Here is a 16,303-nt window from a genome sequence, read left to right on the forward strand (position 1 = left end):
CGAAATGGTGCAGATTTGATCGAAAGCCAAGGGATCGGCCGCTGCACGATCGGCGATCCCACGGAAATCAGGGAGAGAACAATGAACATTGCCCCGGGCAAGAGCGCCGTCAGCAATATCCCGTTCGACCAGGCGAGGGTCGACCGGCTGATGGAAGAGGCCGGCATCGATGTTCTGCTCGCGACGTCCAAGCACAACACGCAGTATCTGCTCGGCGGCTACAAGTTCATCTTCTTTGCCGCCATGGATGCGATCGGCCATAGCCGTTACCTGCCTGTCGTCGTCTATGAAAAGGGTGGGCCCGATCATGCCGCCTACATCGGCAACCGCATGGAAGGCGCCGAGCACCAGAACAGCCCGTTCTGGACGCCGACGCTGCATGCCGCCTGCTGGGGCACGCTCGATGCTGCCAATCTTGCGGTCGAGCACGTGACGAAAATCGGCAAGGTAGGCGCCCGCATCGGCATCGAGCCGGCCTTCCTGCCGTCCGATGCTTATGCACTGATCCGCAAGGCGCTGCCGGACGCGAAGCTGATCGACGCGACCGATATGCTGGAGCGCATGCGCGCCATCAAGACGGACGCCGAGCTGGAAAAGCTGCGCATCGCCTCCGAGCTGATCACCGATTCCATGTTGGCGACCATCCAGTGGGCGCACGAAGGCAAGACCAAGGCCGAGATCATCGAGCATCTGCGGCGCGAGGAGACCAATCGCGGCGCGCATTTCGAATATTGCCTGCTGACGTTGGGCGCCAGCCACAACCGTGCGGCGTCACCGCAGGCGTGGAAAAAGGGCGAGGTGCTGTCGATCGATTCCGGCGGCAATTATCACGGCTATATTGGCGACCTCTGCCGCATGGGCATTTTGGGCGAGCCGGATGCCGAGCTGGAAGATCTGTTGGCCGAGGTCGAGACGGTGCAGCAGGCGGCGTTCTCGAAGGTGAGGGCAGGCACCATCGGCGGCGATATGATTTCGCACGCGGAGGGCGTGCTGAAGGCGTCGAAGGTCGCGCCCTATACGGATTTCTTCGCCCATGGCATGGGCCTGATCACCCATGAAGCGCCGTTCCTGATGACCAACCACCCGGTCACCTATGAAGGCACTTATTCGGCCAAGCCGCTGGAGACGAACATGGTGCTGTCGGTGGAGACGACCATGCTTCACCCGACGCGGGGGTTCATCAAGCTGGAGGATACGCTGGCGGTGACGGATGCGGGGTATGTGATGTTTGGGGATCGGGCACGGGGGTGGAATAGAGGTGGGATAGCCTAGCTCGGCGCTACCCCCTCACCCGGATTGCCATCCGAATTGCGAAGGGCAATTCGGGGCTATCCGACCTCTCCCCGAGGGGAGAGGAGTTTGCGCCGGCGCTGGCTTCTGCCTCTTCTCCCCTCGGGGAGAAGGTGGCCGCGAAGCGGCCGGATGAAGGGGGCCTTTCGCGATTACTTCCCCGCCGGGATCAGCCTGAAATCCGGCAGCTCCCGCAGCACCAGTTCCGGTCCGGCCGGCGAATAGACGACGAAGAGCTGCATCGGCCCATCGCCGGTATTCAGCGTCGAATGGAAACGGCTTTCCGGCACATAGATGGTGCAGCCGGGGCCGACCTTGGCGACGACCGGATTGCCCTCCTCGTCCTCGACCATCTGCTCGCCATTGCCTGAGATGACGAAGATGATCTCTTCCGCGCCGGGATGGTTGTGGCGGGTATGGCCCTTGCCTGGGGGCAGGTCGACGACACCGCCGGAAAAGCGCTCAGCGCCATTCACTTCAGGCGCCACCGTCAGCGACAGCTTGCCCCAGTCAAAGCCGAAGGCGCTCACGTCCTTCGGGTATACGAACACCTTGCTCTTGTCGGTCATGATCTCATCCCTTCTTTTTCTTCTGGTCGTGCGGCGTGACGGCCTTGAAATCCGCCGTCTGCCTGGCGATCGCGGCTTCAGCCGGCAGCCGTTCCATCGAACTCGCGCCATAAAAGCCGTGCAGGCCCTTGCAGCGGTCGAGGATGTAGCGGGCATCATCCGGCATCGAGATCGGCCCGCCATGGCAAAGCAGGATGACATCCTTGCGCACCGAGCGCGCCGCGTTGGCGATGGCGTCGATCTCGACCACGCAGTCGTCGAGCGACTTGGCCGACGTGGCTCCGATCGAGCCGCCGGTCGTCACCCCCATATGGGCAACGACGATGTCGGCGCCGGCTTTTGTCATGGCGCGCGCCTCGTCGGGGTTGAAGACATAGGGCGTGGTCAGAAGATCGAGCTTGTGCGCCTCGGCGATCATGTCGACCTCCAGCCCGAAGCCCATGCCGGTTTCCTCAAAACTCTGGCGCATGCTGCCATCGAATAGGCCGATGGTCGGGAAATTCTGCACGCCGGAAAAGCCCATCGTCTTCAGCTCGGCAAGCAGCAGCGGCATGATGACGAAGGGATCGGTGCCGTTGACACCGGCCAGCACCGGCGTCTTTTTGACCACCGGCAGCACCTCGTAGGCCATTTCCTTGACGATCTCGTTGGCGTTGCCATAGGCGAGCAGGCCGGCAGCCGAGCCGCGCCCGGCCATGCGGTAGCGGCCGGAATTGTAGATGATGATGAGGTCGATGCCGCCGGCTTCCTCGGCCTTCGCCGACAAGCCGGTGCCGGCGCCGCCGCCGACGATGGGCACGCCGTCGGCGATCATCGCCTTGAACTTCTTCAATATGTCCTTGCGCGGTATTGCGGGCATTTGTTGACTCTCACTATCTGGCGATGTCGAGGAAGGCCGCGGTTGCGGCTTTGGCAAATTCCGGATCGTTGATGTGCAACGGCAGGCGTGTGACGCGGCGCGTGGCGCTCGGCCTGATGGTGCGCTCGATGGCATCGAACAGCACGGCGTCGGCTTCGAGGTCGAAGAAGGCGCCGCCCTCGATGTCGAGTGCCGAGACGCCTTTTTCGGGGATCAGGAAATGCACAGGGCCCTCGCAGCGAGCGAGCCTGGTGCCGATCCACTCGCCTATGCCGCGGCATTCATTCGCCGTGGTGCGCATAAGCGTGACGTTGGGATTGTGCTCGTAAAACAGCCGGCCCCTAAACTTCTCGGGAATGGTCGGCGGCGCCCAGAAATTGACCATGTCCAGCGCGCCGACCGAGCCGACATAGGGCAGCTTGGTGCGGGCGATGGCGCCGAAGCGGTCTTCCGTCGCCGGCAGCACGCCGCCGAACAACAGGTCGCAGACTTCCGTCGTGGTGATGTCGATGACGCCGGCGAGCAGGCCCGAGTCCGCGAGCTTCTCCATCGAGCGGCCGCCGGTGCCGGTGGCGTGGAAGACCATGCAGTCGTAGTTGGCGCGCAACTGATCCGCGATGGCGGTCACGCAAGGCGTGGTGACGCCGAACATGGTGAGCCCGAGTGCCGGCTTGCCAGTGGCGACTGGCGCCGGCCTGGCGGCCATGCCGGCGATTGCCTGCGCCGCATTGTGCAGCACGACGCGTGACAGCCGGTTCAGTCCCGCCATATCGGTGACCGATGGCATCATGATGATGTCGGAGACGTCGACATAGGGCGCGGTGTCGCCGGAGGCGAGCGTCGAGACCATGATCTTGGGCAGCCCAAGCGGCAGCGCGCGCATGCCGGCAGTGATGATCGACGTGCCGCCGCCGCCGCCAATGCCGATCACGCCTGATATGTCGTCGCGCGACTGAATGAAACTGGTGAAGGCGGCGCCCATGCCGGCCACTGCCGTGCCGCGATCATCGATGCCGAGCATGCCACTGGCTCCATCCGGATGATGCGCCGCGACCTCGCTGGCCGGGATATCGACCGGCACCGTGGCACCGCGCGTTCCGATGTCGACGCGGGCAACCGAACTGCCGGTGGCGGCAATAGCATCGGCCAGGAAGGCAAGTTCCTCGCCCTTGGTGTCGGCTGTGCCCACCACGTAGATGCGCTTCATCGCGTTTCTCCCGTCACCGGCCGACCGGCGCCGGGCCGCCTGTCGCCCTTTGCCGGCCTTTCGGTGGGCAAAGGTCATTGCAATTTTTTGAGACGCGCGTATCGTATTGACATGGAAGTCTCACGTCAACAAGCCGCTGGGAGCGACGACGCCAACGAGGCTGCCGAACGCGGCCCACGGGCCCGCACAAAACGGCTGATGCTGAAGACGGCGACGCGGCTGATGCAGGCGGGCGTCACCCCGTCGGTCAGCGAAGTCGCGGAGGCGGCGCAAGTGTCGCGCGCCACCGCCTATCGCTATTTCCCCAGCCAGGCAGCCCTGGTGCAGGCGGTGGTCGACGAGGGGCTTGGGCCGATCCTGACCTGGCAATCGACGTCCACCGATGCCGGGCGGCGCGTTGCCGAATTGTTCGATACCGCCATGCCGCGCATCGAAGCTTTCGAGGCAACTTTCAAGGCAGCGCTGAAACTGTCGCTCGACCAATGGGCGCAGCGGCAGGCGGGCACGCTGGGCGGCGAGCCGCAATTCACGCGCGGACATCGCGTCCAGCTGCTGAAGGATGCCATCGCACCGCTCAAGGGCCGGCTGCCGCCGCGCGAGTTCAAGCGCCTGGCGCAGGCGCTGTCGATGATGTTCGGCGTCGAAGTGCTGATCGTGCTGAAGGATATATGGGGGCTCGATAGCCGCGGCATGCGGTCGGTCGCGCAATGGGCGGCGGGCGCCCTTGTGCGCGCCGCGGTGGCGGAATCGACGGCTGAAATCGATGCGGCCCCGACAGCGGCATTGGCGAAATAGCGCCAATCTGGTTCGACCAGATTTGGATGCCCACTATTGATGTTAACCGGGATGGCAGTGCCGAAACAAGGCTCTCCTATATCAACGAGTAGGAAAATTAAGGGAAAACAGTCGGATACATGAAGAATCCGGTTATACAAGGTCCGGTGGTGGTCCAAGAAAGAGCTTGACGGCTATCTAAAATTGGTAATACCAGATCAGGACAGAAAAGCGGATCGAAAGTGAGAGCTGCGATCCAGTTTCCGGCAAAGCGAGGAGGCTTGGAACCGGAAAGGTGCGATCTCGGGAGGAACTACCAGGCCGGCTTCACCGCCGGCTAGCATGACAAGGTAGAATGCGCACAAGGGAGGAAATCATTATGCGCAAGACAATGACCAGCCTGCTTGCTGGTATCGGCTTAGTACTTGCCTGCGGAACGTCCGTCTACGCGCAGGACAAGGAGCTCACCATCTTTTGGGCGGAATGGGATCCGGCCAATTATCTGCAGGAACTCGGCAACGAGTACGAGAAGGAAACCGGCGTCAAGATCACGGTGGAAACCACGCCCTGGTCCGACTTCCAGACCAAGGCTTTCACCGAGTTCAACGCCCATGGCGACGCCTATGATATGGTCGTCGGCGACTCGCAATGGCTCGGCGCCGGCTCGACCGGCGGCCACTATGTCGACCTGACCGACTTCTTCAACAAGCACAAGCTTGGCGAAGTGATGGCGCCGGCAACGGTGAAATATTACGCCGAGTATCCGGGCGGCAGCAGCAAGTACTGGGCGATCCCGCTCGAAGGCGACGCTGTCGGCTGGTCCTATCGCAAGGACTGGTTCGAGGACCCGAAGGAAAAGGAAGCCTTCAAGGCCAAGTACGGCTACGATCTCGACGTGCCGAAGGATTTCAAGGCGCTGCGCGACATCGCGGAGTTCTTCTACCGGCCGGATCAGAAGCGATACGGCATCGCCATCTACACCGACAATTCCTATGACGCGATGGCGATGGGCTTCGAAAACGCGCTGTTCTCCTTCGGCGGCGAACTGGGTGACTACAAGACCTACAAGGTCGACGGCTTCATCAACTCCGACAAGGCAATCGCCGCACTCGACGCCTACAAGGAACTCTACACGTTCACGCCTCCGGGCTGGGCCAAGTCGTTCTTCGTGGAGGACAATCAGGCGATCACCGAAAACCTGGCCGCGATGAGCATGAACTACTTCGCGTTCTTCCCCTCGCTGATCAACGAGGCGTCGAACCCGAACGCCAAGAACACCGGCTTCTTCGCCAATCCTCCAGGCCCGAACGGCGATCAGTTCGCCGCACTCGGCGGTCAGGGCATCTCGATCGTTTCCTACTCCAAGAAGCAGGAAGAGGCGACGAAGTTCCTTGAATGGTTCATCAAGGACGAGACCCAGAAGAAGTGGGCGGCGCTCGGCGGCTACACCTGCAGCGCCGCCGTGCTCAAGTCGGAGGAGTTCCAGAACGCCACGCCGTACAACAAGGCCTTCTACGAGACCATGTTCAAGGTGAAGGACTTCTGGGCGGTGCCGGAATATGCCGAGCTGCTGCAGCAGCTCAACCAGCGCGTCTATCCCTACATGATCGGCGGCGAAGGCACCGCCAAGGAAACGCTGGACGCCCTCGCAGGCGACTGGAACGCGACGTTCAAGAAATACGGCCGCGGCCAATAAGCAGCTTTTCTCGCGGAGGAGGCATCCGTGCCTCCTCCGTTCTTTTTTCCGAAACGGGAGCAGGGTCTTGGCGACCACGATGATCACCACGCTGGACACTTCCTCGCGGGCCGCTGCACGCGGCTTGAGCGACATGTCGATCCGCAACCTCTTCATAATCCCGACGATCCTGTTCCTGATCGTCTTCAACATTTTCCCGCTGATCTATTCGCTGGGCTATTCCTTCACCGATTTCCGCGCGTCGACCAACGCGCCGGCGAATTTCGTCGGGCTGCAGAATTATCGCGACCTGCTCAACGACCCCTATGTCTGGTCCAACTTCGCCATCACCGCGAAGTACGTCATCATCTCGGTCGCGGGTCAGCTGCTCGTCGGCTTCGGCGTGGCCATGCTGCTCAACCGGGATATTCCCCTCAAGGGTCTCATCACAACGCTGCTGCTGCTGCCGATGATGCTGTCGATGGCCGTCGTCGGTCTGTTCTGGAAACTGCTCTATGATCCGTCATGGGGGGTCATCAACTATGCGCTTGGCCTCGGCAATTTCGAGTGGCTGGCGGATCCCAAGATGGCGCTCTATGCGGTTGCGCTAACCGACATCTGGATGTGGTCGCCCTTCGTCATGCTGTTGTCGCTGGCCGGTCTTTCAGCGGTGCCGAAGCATCTCTACGAAGCAGCGGCGATCGACCGCGCCGGACCGTTCTACACCTTTTTCCGCATCACGCTGCCGCTGGTCGCGCCGATCCTGATGATCGCGGTCATCTTCCGCACCATGGAAGCGTTCAAGACCTTCGACCTCGCCTATATCCTGACCAGCCAGCCGACGGCCGAGCTGATCTCGATCCGGCTGTACAAGATGGCGTTCCAGGAATGGCAGACCGGGCGCTCCTGCGCGCTCGCCTACATCGTGCTGATCATGGTGCTGGCCATCACCAACATCTACGTCAAGTACCTCAACAAGGTGAAGGAGCGCTGAGATGGCCGCCGTCCGCACTTCTTCCGAAATAGGCTTCAATCGCGTCGCCATCGTCGCCGTCCTTTTGGTGACGATCATCTTCCTGGCGCCGATCTACTGGATCGCCTCGACGGCGTTCAAGCCGCGCAATCTTGCCACGACCATCCCGCCGACGGTGGTGTTCCAGCCCGAGATATCGCCGTTCGTCAAGCTGTTCACCAAGCGCTCGCAGATGCGCAACCCGCCGTCGCCGGAAGAGTATGCGGCGGCACCCTGGTGGGAACGTGTCGTGTTCGACGGCGGTGAAAAGATCGTGCGCGACGGCAAGGGCCAGGTGCAATGGTCCGGCTATCCGAGCCGCTTCATGAACTCGCTGATCATTGCCATCACCTCGACGGTGCTGGCTGTCGGCATGGGTACCTTCACCGCCTACGGCTTCTCGCGCTTCAAGGTGAAGGGGGAGGCGGATCTGCTCTTCTTCATCCTGTCGACGCGCATGCTGCCGCCGGTGGTGGTCGCGATCCCGATGTTCCTGATGTACCGGGCCGTCGGCCTAAACGATTCCCATATCGGGCTGATCATCCTTTATACCGCCTTCAACCTGTCCTTTTCGGTGTGGCTGATGAAGGGGTTCATGGACGAGATCCCGAAGGAGTATGAAGAGGCAGCGCTGGTCGACGGCTACACCCGCATGGAAGCCTTCTTCAAGATCGTGCTGCCGGAGGCCGCCACCGGCATCGCCGCGACTGCGGTTTTCTGCTTCATCACGGCGTGGAACGAGTATGCTTTCGCGCTGATCATGACCAACCGCCGCGCCCAGACGGCGCCGCCCTTCATCCCCAGCCAGGTCGGCGCCGGCCTGCCCGACTGGACGGTGATCGCCGCCGGAACCTTCCTGTTCCTGCTGCCGGTCGCAATCTTCACCTTCCTGCTCCGCAACCATTTGCTGCGCGGCATGTCCTTCGGAGCGATCCGCAAATGAGCTTTCGAGCCATCAACCAGAAATATCTCGAACCGGGGTCTCAGGTACTGATGGTCCTCGGCATCATCGCGCTTTGCCAGCCGTGGAACCTGCTGCTGCACAGCTATGGCGTGACCATCATCCTGATCGGCCTGATCGGCTTCAACATCACCTCGAAGATCGCGCCGGCGGAGAAGGCCGGTACCGGCCAGGTGCGCAATCCGGGAGCAGAGCATTGACCCAGATTGAGCTTCGCGGCGTCCAGAAATTCTTCGGTGCGGTCCAGGTCATCAAGGACCTCAACCTCAAGATCGACGACAACGAGTTCATCGTGCTGCTCGGTCAGTCGGGTTGCGGCAAGACGACGACATTGAGGGCGGTTGCCGGGCTGGAGACGATCGACGGCGGTGACATCCTCATCGACGGCAAGCCGGTGCAACACCTCAAGGCCGCCGACCGCGACATCGCGATGGTGTTCCAGTCGTTCTCGCTCTACCCGCATATGAGCGTCTATGAGAACATTGCTTTTCCCTTGCGCGCGACGCGCAAGAGCAAGGCCGAGATCGATAGCGAGGTGCGCTCGGTCGCCAAGACGCTGCAGATCACGGAACTGCTGGCCAAGAAGCCGTCGGCGCTGTCGGGCGGCGACATGCAGCGTGTGGCCATCGGCCGGGCTCTGGTGCGGCGGCCGAAGGCGATGCTGATGGACGAGCCGATCGGCGCCCTCGACGCCAAGCTGCGCGAAGAGATGCGGGCCGAGATCAAGCGGCTGCACATCAAACAGGGCTCGACCACCATCTATGTCACGCACGACCAGATCGAGGCGATGAGCCTCGCCGACCGCATCGTGATCATGCATGAGGGCGTGCTGCAGCAGGTCGGTTCGCCCGACGAGGTCTATTCGCATCCGGCCAATCTGTTCGTGGCGCAGTTCGTCGGCAGCCCGGTGATGAACGTCGCCGATGCGGCGATCGCCGAGACCGCATCGGCGGCCTCGGTCACCGTCGGTGGCGCTGCCGCCGGCTTCGAATTTCCGCGCACGCTTTTGTCCAAGCTCAACGGCCATGCCGGCGGCCAGCTGGCGCTCGGCATCCGGCCCGAAGGCGTGCTGGTGCGCCATGAAGCGGCGGAGGGTTTCTTGCCGGTCGAGACACAGATCGTCGAGCCGCTCGGCTCGTTCGACATTGTCGATCTCAAGGTCGGCTCCAAGATGCTGCGCGCGCGCACCAAGAGCGGCTTCGTCGGCGGCCCGGGCGAAAAGGTCTTCGCCAGGATCGATCCGACGCAAGCACATTTCTTCGACACGGCAAGCGGCAAGTCGCTTGAGGTGAGGCTCTGATGGCTCATATCCAGCTCAAGAATATTTCCAAGAGCTTCGGCAACCACACCGCACTGACCGGGCTCGATCTCGAGATCGCCGATGGCGAGTTCTTCGTGCTGCTCGGCGAGACCGGCGCCGGCAAGACGACGACGCTGCGCATGATCGCGGGTCTGGAAAAGCCGACCGAGGGTCAGGTGTTCATCGACGGCGTCGACGTCGCCGACTGGGGTGCGGCCGAGCGCGATGTGGCGCTGGTGCTTCAGCAATATTCGCTCTATCCGCGCTATACAGTCCGCGAAAATCTCGAATTCCCGCTGAAGCCGAAGATACGTCGGCTGCCGGATGCCGAGATCAAGGACCGTGTTGCACGAGCGGCCAAGACACTGCGGATCGAGCATCTGCTCGACCGCAAGACCGATCGTCTGTCCGGCGGCGAGATGCAGCGCGTTTCGATCGGCCGCGCCATCGTGCGCAAGCCGCGCGTGTTCCTGATGGACGAACCGCTGTCGGCGCTCGACGCCAAACTGCGCGAGGCGCTGCGCACGGAACTGAAGAACCTGCAGATCCAGCTTGGCGCCACCTTTCTGTTCGTCACCCACGACCAGATCGAGGCGATGTCGATGGGCGACAAGGTGGGCGTGCTCAACCATGGCCGCATCATCCAGACCGGCACGCCGCACGAGATCTATAACAATCCGCGCGATACCTATGTGGCGAGCTTCGTCGGCTCGCCGCCGATGAACCTGATCGATGGCAAGCTGGTCAACGGCCGCGCGGTGATGGCGCCGCTGAATTTCGAACTGCCTTTCTCTGGGGGTGCCAAGGCGGGCGGTGCGACCGACGGTCGCCCGCTCGTCTTCGGTATTCGACCTGAGGATGTGTATCTTGAAAGCGGTGCGCCGGTCGAGGCACGCGTCCACGATGTCGAGAACCATGGCGTGGAAAAGATCCTGACTCTGCGGGTCGGCGACACGACGCTGCGCGCCACGGTGCCGGCCAGAACCGATGTCCAGATCGAGCAGCCGGTGCGCTTTGCCTGGAATCAGGACAAGGTGGTGCTGTTCGACAAGGGCAGCGGCGTGAGCTTGCGGCACGCCAGCTAATTTAGACTACATCCACTCCCAGCTTGCGCAGCGGCCCATCACGGTTTTCGGGCCGCTGTTTTGGTGATGGCTGCAACGAAGCACTTGAGGCTTTCCTCGACATAGGTGGCCACCTCGATCGTCGGGTCAAAACTCCACCACAGCAGTGAGCCCTGCCAATGCGATGCCATCAGCAGGCCGATGTCGCGCGGGGTGTCGGGCGTTCCGGCCAAGCAAGCCGCAAGGGCCTCGCTCAGGAACGCTTTCCAGGCGGCGCCTCGCGCCCTGAGCACGGGGTCGCGCAGATCCTCGCGCAGGACGAGCAGGCCCTCGGCGTAGGCTTCGATGCCGCCGTAGCCCTGCGACAGCCCCACCAGCAATTCGATCGCGCCGGCCGGCGTTTTGGGAACGGTGGCTGCGAGTTCCCTCGTCTTGGCATCGAGGCAGTCCCACGCTTGCAGCAAGGTGCGCTGCTTCAGCTGCGCCTTGTTGCCGAAACGCTGCACCAGTGTTGCGCCAGAGAGGCCGCACGCCTTTGCCAGCCGCTCGAAGGTGAGCGCCTCGGGTCCATGTTCGTGAATCAATCCCAACGCGGCTTCCAGCACCTGCTCGTCGGATTTGGTTTTTGGTCGCGTCACCTTGACATCTCAATATAACCGAATAATCATTTATATATAATGCGAGCGGCGTAAGCCAGATCGGTTTGGTCGATAGATTCGGTTGGGAGACTACCATGACGTTGCAAGGAAAGGTCGCCCTGGTCGCCGGCGCCACGCGTGGTGCCGGGCGGGGGATCGCGGTTGAACTCGGCGCCGCCGGCGCCACCGTCTATGTCACCGGGCGCACCACACGCAGCCAGCAATCCGACTATGCCCGGCCCGAAACCATCGAGGAGACGGCGGAGCTGGTTTGTTCGCATGGCGGCAAGGGCATTGCCGTGCAAGTCGATCATATGGTGACTGATGATGTGCGCAGTCTGGTCGAGTGCATCCGGGCCGAACAGGGTCGGCTCGACATTCTGGTCAACGATATCTGGGGCGGCGAAAAGCTGTTCGAGTGGAATAAGCCGGTCTGGGACCACAATCTGGAAAACGGCCTGCGCCTGTTGCGGCTCGGCATCGACACGCATCTGATCACCGCGCATCATGCGCTGCCGCTGATGATCGAGCGGCCGGGCGGGCTGCTGGTCGAGGTCACTGACGGCACCGCCGAGTACAATGCCGATCACTATCGGCTGTCGCCGTTCTACGATCTCGCCAAGGTCGCGGTGAACCGCATGGCATGGGCACACGCCAAAGATCTTGCTGCGCATGGCGCCACCTCGGTGTCGCTGACGCCCGGCTGGCTGCGTTCCGAAATGATGCTGGAGGCGTTTGGCGTCACCGAAGACAATTGGCGCGACGCCACCGCCAACGTGCCGCATTTCGTCATTTCCGAAACGCCGCGCTTTGTCGGCCGCGCGGTCGCGTCGCTTGCGGCGGATCCGGATCGTGCGCGCTGGAACGGCCAGTCGCTGTCCAGCGGTGGGTTGGCGCAGATTTATGGTTTTACCGATCTCGACGGCTCACGCCCGGACGCCTGGCGCTATGTTCCGGAGGTACAGGACGCCGGCAAACCCGCCGATGCCGCGGGTTACCGGTAAGCTTAGACCGAGCGGCCATCGAAGTCGAAAATCGACAGACCGGCAGCATCAATATCCGCAACGCAGTTGAGGTTGATGTAGGCGCTGCGTTCGTTGCCCTGACTGACATCCTCGGCAAAGGGATGGATGCCGCAGGTGCGGCAGAAGCGATGCGCCATTGCATGATTGCCGAATGTGTAGGTGCCGAGATCGTCGCCCCACGCCAGCACCGTCAGGCTGTCATGCGGGATGGCGGCCAACAGCGCGCCCTTGCGCGAGCAGATCGAACAATTGCACCGCACGGCGCCGGTCAGCTGCGCCTTGAATTCGAACGCAACCTTGCCGCAGTGGCAGCTGCCTTTGTACAGCATCAGTCCCTTCCTATCGCTGGCAGGTGCAAAGGCACGCTGTCCGGGCTATTCCTTCCGCTGACCTAGCGGCCCATATGCCTTAAAGACGCTCCACCTTGACGGAATCCGACATCGACATGCAATCAATCCGCGATCGTCTCGAGATCATCCTGTCACGTCTTGCCAGTTGCGCGGCAGGCGAGAAGGTGTTCACCAAACTCTATGCCGAGGCGGCGCGCGCAGCGGCCGAGGCCACCGATGCGCGCAAGAAGGCCGGCGTATCGCTCGGGCCGCTCGACGGCACCATCGTGTCGATCAAGGATCTGTTCGATGTCGCCGGCGAGCCGACCACGGCCGGGTCGCTGATGCTGAGGGACACCGCGCCCCGTCGGCACGACGCTGCGGTCGTCAGCCGTCTGCGCCAGGCCGGCGCCGTCATCATCGGCAAGACCAACATGACCGAATTCGCCTTCACCGCTATCGGCGACAACATGCACTACGGCACACCGGGCAATGCCGCCGACACCAGCCGCATTCCAGGCGGTTCGTCGTCGGGCGCCGCCGTGTCCGTTGGCGAGGGGACGAGCGACATTTCCATCGGCTCCGACACCGGCGGTTCGGTGCGCATCCCGGCATCGCTGAACGGCGTCGTCGGTTTCAAGCCGACGGCGCGGCGCGTGCCGCTGACTGGTGCCTATCCCCTTTCCGCGACGCTGGATTCGATCGGGCCGCTGGCGCTGAGTGTTGCTGCGTGTGCCCTGGCTGACGCCGCGATGACGGGCGAGCAGATGCCGCAACTGCCCCTGCCGTTAGCGCTTGCCGGGCTTCGTGTCGGCATTCCGCGCGGCCTGCTTTTCGAAGACACGGAAACGGAGATTGCCGCCGCGTTCGATCGCAGCCTTGCCGGGATCGAGCAGGCAGGCGCGTGGCTCACGGACATTTCGATCGACGACCTCATTGCCGATCTGCGCCTGGCCACCAAACGCGGCTCGATCGCGGCCATGGAAGGTTCTGAAATCCATGCCGACTGGCTGGCGACGGGCGCATCGGTGCCGGTCGATCCCCATGTCAGCGGGCCGCTGTCGCGGGCGGCGGCCATACCGACGCCGGTTTATATCAGGGCAATGCGTCGTCGCGCGGCACTGTGCATAGCCATGGACGAGCGGTTGGGTTCGGTCGATGTGCTAGCTCTGCCGACCACGCCGGTGACAGCGCCGACTATCGTTTCGATGGCCGAGGATACGGCTCTGCGTGAACGCACCGAAGGTCTGCTGCTGCGCAATACCCAGGTCGCCAACCAGTTCGACCTCTGCGCGATCTCGCTGCCGATGCCCGGCATGACGCTGCCGGCCGGACTGATGCTGGTGGCGCGCAATGGCCACGACCACCATCTGCTGCGCATCGCGGCTGAAGTCGAGCGGCTGCTCCGATAGGCAGCGAGCCGTAGGTCGGCAGTCAACGTGCCGCGCAGCGCTTGCGCTCGCTTTTCTTGGAGGAGCGTTCGATTTTGGTAACGACCAGCATCGGCGGATCGTTCGGCTGGCCGCGATGCTGGATCGATCCTCGGACGACGAGTTTTCCAGCATAAAGCTTGTCGGAGAGGTCAGGTGCCGATCTGTCCAGCGGCGGCAATTCCGTAGTGTTGAGCTCCACGCCTTTAACGACATTGCCGGTGGTCAGATCCAGCGCATTGCCTGACGGGCAGGGCGCCATCATGCAGACGATCCCATTGCTGCAATAGACATAATCGCTGCTTTGTGCCGCCGCGAGCGAAGGTAAGGCCACGATCGACGACACTGCGAGAACCAGAGATGCGAAGCGAAAACCGGACATGGTTCACGCGTCCGCCGGGAACCGTCTGCGGTAATGCTCGACCACGTCGGGATTGCGCAGATTGACAGGCAGCCGGTTGGCCAGCACCAGCAAGGTCTCGCCGGCCGCGCCCACGCCCATGCGCATCATCGATTGCTCGGTAATCCCCGCCATATGCGGGGTGACGATAACATTGTCGAAACCGAAATAGGGATGGTTTGCCGGCAGCGGCTGCGTGGCAAAGACGTCGAGTGCGGCGCCGCCGATCCGGTCTTGGCGCAAGGCCTCGATCAGCGCCTCGTCGTCGATCACCGGTCCGCGCGAAATGTTGATCAAAAGCGCGTCCGGCTTCATGCGGGCAATGCGTTCGCGGCTGATCAGGCCGCGCGTTTCCGGCGTCAGCGGGCAGCAGAGCACGATGATGTCGCTCTGTTCGATCAGCGCATCGATCGACAGGAAGCCGATCCTGTCGGGTGCCGGCTGCATGCTGCGGGTCGTCGCCACGACGTCGAGGCCAAAGCCGTGCGCGGCGATATGGGCGACTGCCTGACCGATGGCGCCGAAGCCGATGATGCCGATGGTCTTGCCGGCAAGCTCGCTGGCATGGCTGGCATGGTCGCGGCCGGCATTCCAGCCCTTGGCGCGCAAGTCGCGGTCGACCGAACGGAAGCGCCGAAGCAGGGCAAGGGCCGCGAACATCACATATTCGGCGACCGAACGCGCATTGACCGCCGGCACGTTGGCGACCAGCACGCCGGCCGCGGCCGCGGCCTCCATGGGCACCATGTCGAGCCCGGCACCGTGGCGGACCGCTGCTCTGAGTTTCGTGGCGTTTTCGAACAGCGACGGCGGCAGCGGTGCGCGAACGATGATGACGTCGGCATGCTTCGCCTCGGCGGTCAGCGTTGCCGCATCGAGCGCTGAGGCGACGACGAGTTCGCCGGCGCCCGCCAGCATGGCGGAGGCACGCGGGTGCAGCGTGTGCGTCGACAGGATTCTGGGCATGGGGCTCTCGCTAGTCGCAATTCTCAAAGGAAAGCGCCGCGCGCTTTTCCCAGAAAAACCGTTTCACACCTTTCCTGGAATTGCACTAGACCTTCTCAAGTGCCAGGCTTTGCGCTTGCGCCTCCCGGCCCTCGATGATCCCCTTCCAGTAGCTTTCCGCGCCTTGCAGGTGGGCGCTCATCAGCGCCTGGGCGAGATTGCCGTCGCGACGCAGCAGCGCCTCGTAGATCTGGATATGCTCGGCATGCGAGCGCACTGAGCGCTCGGGATCGTTGAAGTAGATCGGCAGCCGCTGCTCGCCCATCAGGTAATAGACACTGCAGATATTGTGGAAGACGCCGTTCTTGGTCGCCCGCACGATTTCGAGGTGGAATTCGCGGTCTTCCTTGGCGAGGCCTTCGCCGGCGGCGATGCACTCCTCCGAGGCTTTCAGGATCTCCCGCAGGCGTTCGAAATTCTCTTCAGTGGCACGCGAACAGGCAAGTTCGGCGGCCTTGATCTCGTGGATCTTGCGCAGTTCGACGGTCTCGTAGATCTGCACCGGATCGAGCGGCAGGCCCGCGCGGGCGAAAAGAGCCAAGGCTTCTACACTGGCCTGCCTGGTGTCGACATAGATGCCGGATTTGGCGCGGCGCTCGACGATGCGCATGGCCTCGAGGATGGCCAGCGCCTCGCGGATCTGGCCGCGGCTGACGACGAAATGCTCCGCCAGTTCGCGCTCCGAAGGCGTGCGGCCGGTCTCCTTGTCCGAATGGGCGAAGAGATAGGCGGCGAGCTCGGCGAGAAGGTTCTTTTCTTTCATCG

The 16,303-nt window shown here is 62.7% G+C and carries 18 protein-coding genes; 10 read left to right on the forward strand and 8 right to left on the reverse strand.

All coding sequences use genetic code 11. The annotated features are described in order from the left end of the window. The first annotated feature begins 81 nt into the window (after positions 1–81). Positions 82–1,272, forward strand: coding sequence for a M24 family metallopeptidase (locus NKJ57_RS00215; RefSeq protein WP_352510248.1), 1,191 nt, complete (start codon positions 82–84; stop codon positions 1,270–1,272). A 170-nt stretch (positions 1,273–1,442) separates the two neighbouring features. On the opposite strand, the gene NKJ57_RS00220 is transcribed toward NKJ57_RS00215, so the two are convergent. Genes NKJ57_RS00220 through NKJ57_RS00230 form a run of 3 tightly spaced genes read right to left on the reverse strand, consistent with a single transcriptional unit; the run spans position 1,443 to position 3,925 of the window. Then, on the reverse strand, positions 1,443–1,859 hold the full coding sequence (locus NKJ57_RS00220; protein WP_352510249.1) for a cupin domain-containing protein: 417 nt from the start codon (positions 1,857–1,859) through the stop codon (positions 1,443–1,445). Positions 1,860–1,863: 4 nt separating this feature from the next. Continuing rightward, a complete protein-coding gene (locus NKJ57_RS00225) occupies positions 1,864–2,718 on the reverse strand; it encodes a phosphoenolpyruvate hydrolase family protein (protein WP_023820488.1) in 855 nt (284 codons plus the stop codon). 13 nt (positions 2,719–2,731) lie between these two features. After that, positions 2,732–3,925, reverse strand: coding sequence for a Tm-1-like ATP-binding domain-containing protein (locus tag NKJ57_RS00230; RefSeq protein WP_352510250.1), 1,194 nt, complete (start codon positions 3,923–3,925; stop codon positions 2,732–2,734). Between the two features lie 111 nt (positions 3,926–4,036). On the opposite strand from NKJ57_RS00230, the gene NKJ57_RS00235 reads away from it, so the two are divergent. The 7 genes from NKJ57_RS00235 to NKJ57_RS00265 all read left to right on the forward strand — a co-directional run bounded on the left by NKJ57_RS00235 (position 4,037) and on the right by NKJ57_RS00265 (position 10,732). Then, positions 4,037–4,720 (forward strand): TetR/AcrR family transcriptional regulator, encoded by a 684-nt coding sequence (locus NKJ57_RS00235; RefSeq protein ID WP_352510251.1) that lies wholly within the window; start codon positions 4,037–4,039, stop codon positions 4,718–4,720. Positions 4,721–5,078: 358 nt separating this feature from the next. After that, the gene (locus NKJ57_RS00240) at positions 5,079–6,395 is read left to right on the forward strand and encodes an ABC transporter substrate-binding protein (RefSeq protein WP_023669849.1); all 1,317 of its coding nucleotides are present in this window, start codon (positions 5,079–5,081) and stop codon (positions 6,393–6,395) included. 67 nt (positions 6,396–6,462) lie between these two features. After that, positions 6,463–7,368 (forward strand): carbohydrate ABC transporter permease, encoded by a 906-nt coding sequence (locus NKJ57_RS00245; protein ID WP_023682997.1) that lies wholly within the window; start codon positions 6,463–6,465, stop codon positions 7,366–7,368. A 1-nt stretch (position 7,369) separates the two neighbouring features. Further along, on the forward strand, positions 7,370–8,329 hold the full coding sequence (locus NKJ57_RS00250) for a carbohydrate ABC transporter permease (RefSeq protein ID WP_023682998.1): 960 nt from the start codon (positions 7,370–7,372) through the stop codon (positions 8,327–8,329). After that, positions 8,326–8,547, forward strand: a complete 222-nt coding sequence (locus NKJ57_RS00255; protein ID WP_023669846.1) for a hypothetical protein — start codon at positions 8,326–8,328, stop codon at positions 8,545–8,547. The genes NKJ57_RS00250 and NKJ57_RS00255 overlap by 4 nt, the downstream gene beginning before the upstream one ends. Beyond that, positions 8,544–9,647 carry an ABC transporter ATP-binding protein gene (locus NKJ57_RS00260; RefSeq protein WP_023683000.1) on the forward strand — a complete coding sequence of 368 codons (1,104 nt, stop codon included), beginning with the start codon at positions 8,544–8,546 and terminating at the stop codon, positions 9,645–9,647. Before NKJ57_RS00255 ends, NKJ57_RS00260 begins: the two co-directional genes overlap by 4 nt. Beyond that, on the forward strand, positions 9,647–10,732 hold the full coding sequence (locus tag NKJ57_RS00265) for an ABC transporter ATP-binding protein (protein ID WP_023669844.1): 1,086 nt from the start codon (positions 9,647–9,649) through the stop codon (positions 10,730–10,732). Before NKJ57_RS00260 ends, NKJ57_RS00265 begins: the two co-directional genes overlap by 1 nt. 38 nt (positions 10,733–10,770) lie before the next feature. On the opposite strand, the gene NKJ57_RS00270 is transcribed toward NKJ57_RS00265, so the two are convergent. Further along, a complete protein-coding gene (locus NKJ57_RS00270; RefSeq protein ID WP_352510252.1) occupies positions 10,771–11,349 on the reverse strand; it encodes a TetR/AcrR family transcriptional regulator in 579 nt (192 codons plus the stop codon). Between the two features lie 95 nt (positions 11,350–11,444). Here NKJ57_RS00270 and NKJ57_RS00275 point away from each other — a divergent pair, with 95 nt between their 5' ends. Then, positions 11,445–12,353: an SDR family oxidoreductase gene (locus tag NKJ57_RS00275; RefSeq protein ID WP_352510253.1), complete on the forward strand. Its 909-nt coding sequence runs from the start codon at positions 11,445–11,447 to the stop codon at positions 12,351–12,353. Positions 12,354–12,355: 2 nt separating this feature from the next. On the opposite strand, the gene NKJ57_RS00280 is transcribed toward NKJ57_RS00275, so the two are convergent. After that, complete coding sequence (locus tag NKJ57_RS00280; RefSeq protein WP_352510254.1) at positions 12,356–12,703, reverse strand: GFA family protein; 348 nt, start codon at positions 12,701–12,703, stop codon at positions 12,356–12,358. Between the two features lie 116 nt (positions 12,704–12,819). Here NKJ57_RS00280 and NKJ57_RS00285 point away from each other — a divergent pair, with 116 nt between their 5' ends. After that, positions 12,820–14,115, forward strand: coding sequence for an amidase (locus NKJ57_RS00285; protein WP_023692019.1), 1,296 nt, complete (start codon positions 12,820–12,822; stop codon positions 14,113–14,115). Positions 14,116–14,137: 22 nt separating this feature from the next. On the opposite strand, the gene NKJ57_RS00290 is transcribed toward NKJ57_RS00285, so the two are convergent. From NKJ57_RS00290 to NKJ57_RS00300, 3 genes are all read right to left on the reverse strand, one after another. Beyond that, a complete protein-coding gene (locus tag NKJ57_RS00290; RefSeq protein WP_023692018.1) occupies positions 14,138–14,515 on the reverse strand; it encodes a hypothetical protein in 378 nt (125 codons plus the stop codon). A gap of 3 nt (positions 14,516–14,518) precedes the next feature. Further along, positions 14,519–15,499 (reverse strand): NAD(P)-dependent oxidoreductase, encoded by a 981-nt coding sequence (locus NKJ57_RS00295; protein ID WP_023686626.1) that lies wholly within the window; start codon positions 15,497–15,499, stop codon positions 14,519–14,521. A gap of 85 nt (positions 15,500–15,584) precedes the next feature. Continuing rightward, entirely contained in the window at positions 15,585–16,301 is a 717-nt protein-coding gene (locus NKJ57_RS00300; RefSeq protein WP_023686625.1) for a FadR/GntR family transcriptional regulator, read from the reverse strand. Positions 16,302–16,303 lie beyond the last annotated feature (2 nt).

The organism is Mesorhizobium sp. M0077 (assembly GCF_040322955.1).
Classification (GTDB): Bacteria; Pseudomonadota; Alphaproteobacteria; order Rhizobiales; family Rhizobiaceae; genus Mesorhizobium.

Excerpts from the sequence above, each read along its gene's own strand:
- NKJ57_RS00280 (WP_352510254.1), bottom strand. The coding sequence starts at position 12,703 with ATGCTGTACAAAGGCAGCTGCCACTGCGGCAAGGTTGCGTTCGAATTC.
- NKJ57_RS00265 (WP_023669844.1), top strand. The coding sequence starts at position 9,647 with ATGGCTCATATCCAGCTCAAGAATATTTCCAAGAGCTTCGGCAACCAC.
- NKJ57_RS00295 (WP_023686626.1), bottom strand. The coding sequence starts at position 15,499 with ATGCCCAGAATCCTGTCGACGCACACGCTGCACCCGCGTGCCTCCGCC.
- NKJ57_RS00230 (WP_352510250.1), bottom strand. The coding sequence starts at position 3,925 with ATGAAGCGCATCTACGTGGTGGGCACAGCCGACACCAAGGGCGAGGAA.
- NKJ57_RS00220 (WP_352510249.1), bottom strand. The coding sequence starts at position 1,859 with ATGACCGACAAGAGCAAGGTGTTCGTATACCCGAAGGACGTGAGCGCC.
- NKJ57_RS00285 (WP_023692019.1), top strand. The coding sequence starts at position 12,820 with ATGCAATCAATCCGCGATCGTCTCGAGATCATCCTGTCACGTCTTGCC.
- NKJ57_RS00215 (WP_352510248.1), top strand. The coding sequence starts at position 82 with ATGAACATTGCCCCGGGCAAGAGCGCCGTCAGCAATATCCCGTTCGAC.
- NKJ57_RS00235 (WP_352510251.1), top strand. The coding sequence starts at position 4,037 with ATGGAAGTCTCACGTCAACAAGCCGCTGGGAGCGACGACGCCAACGAG.
- NKJ57_RS00240 (WP_023669849.1), top strand. The coding sequence starts at position 5,079 with ATGCGCAAGACAATGACCAGCCTGCTTGCTGGTATCGGCTTAGTACTT.
- NKJ57_RS00250 (WP_023682998.1), top strand. The coding sequence starts at position 7,370 with ATGGCCGCCGTCCGCACTTCTTCCGAAATAGGCTTCAATCGCGTCGCC.
- NKJ57_RS00300 (WP_023686625.1), bottom strand. The coding sequence starts at position 16,301 with ATGAAAGAAAAGAACCTTCTCGCCGAGCTCGCCGCCTATCTCTTCGCC.
- NKJ57_RS00225 (WP_023820488.1), bottom strand. The coding sequence starts at position 2,718 with ATGCCCGCAATACCGCGCAAGGACATATTGAAGAAGTTCAAGGCGATG.
- NKJ57_RS00275 (WP_352510253.1), top strand. The coding sequence starts at position 11,445 with ATGACGTTGCAAGGAAAGGTCGCCCTGGTCGCCGGCGCCACGCGTGGT.
- NKJ57_RS00255 (WP_023669846.1), top strand. The coding sequence starts at position 8,326 with ATGAGCTTTCGAGCCATCAACCAGAAATATCTCGAACCGGGGTCTCAG.
- NKJ57_RS00290 (WP_023692018.1), bottom strand. The coding sequence starts at position 14,515 with ATGTCCGGTTTTCGCTTCGCATCTCTGGTTCTCGCAGTGTCGTCGATC.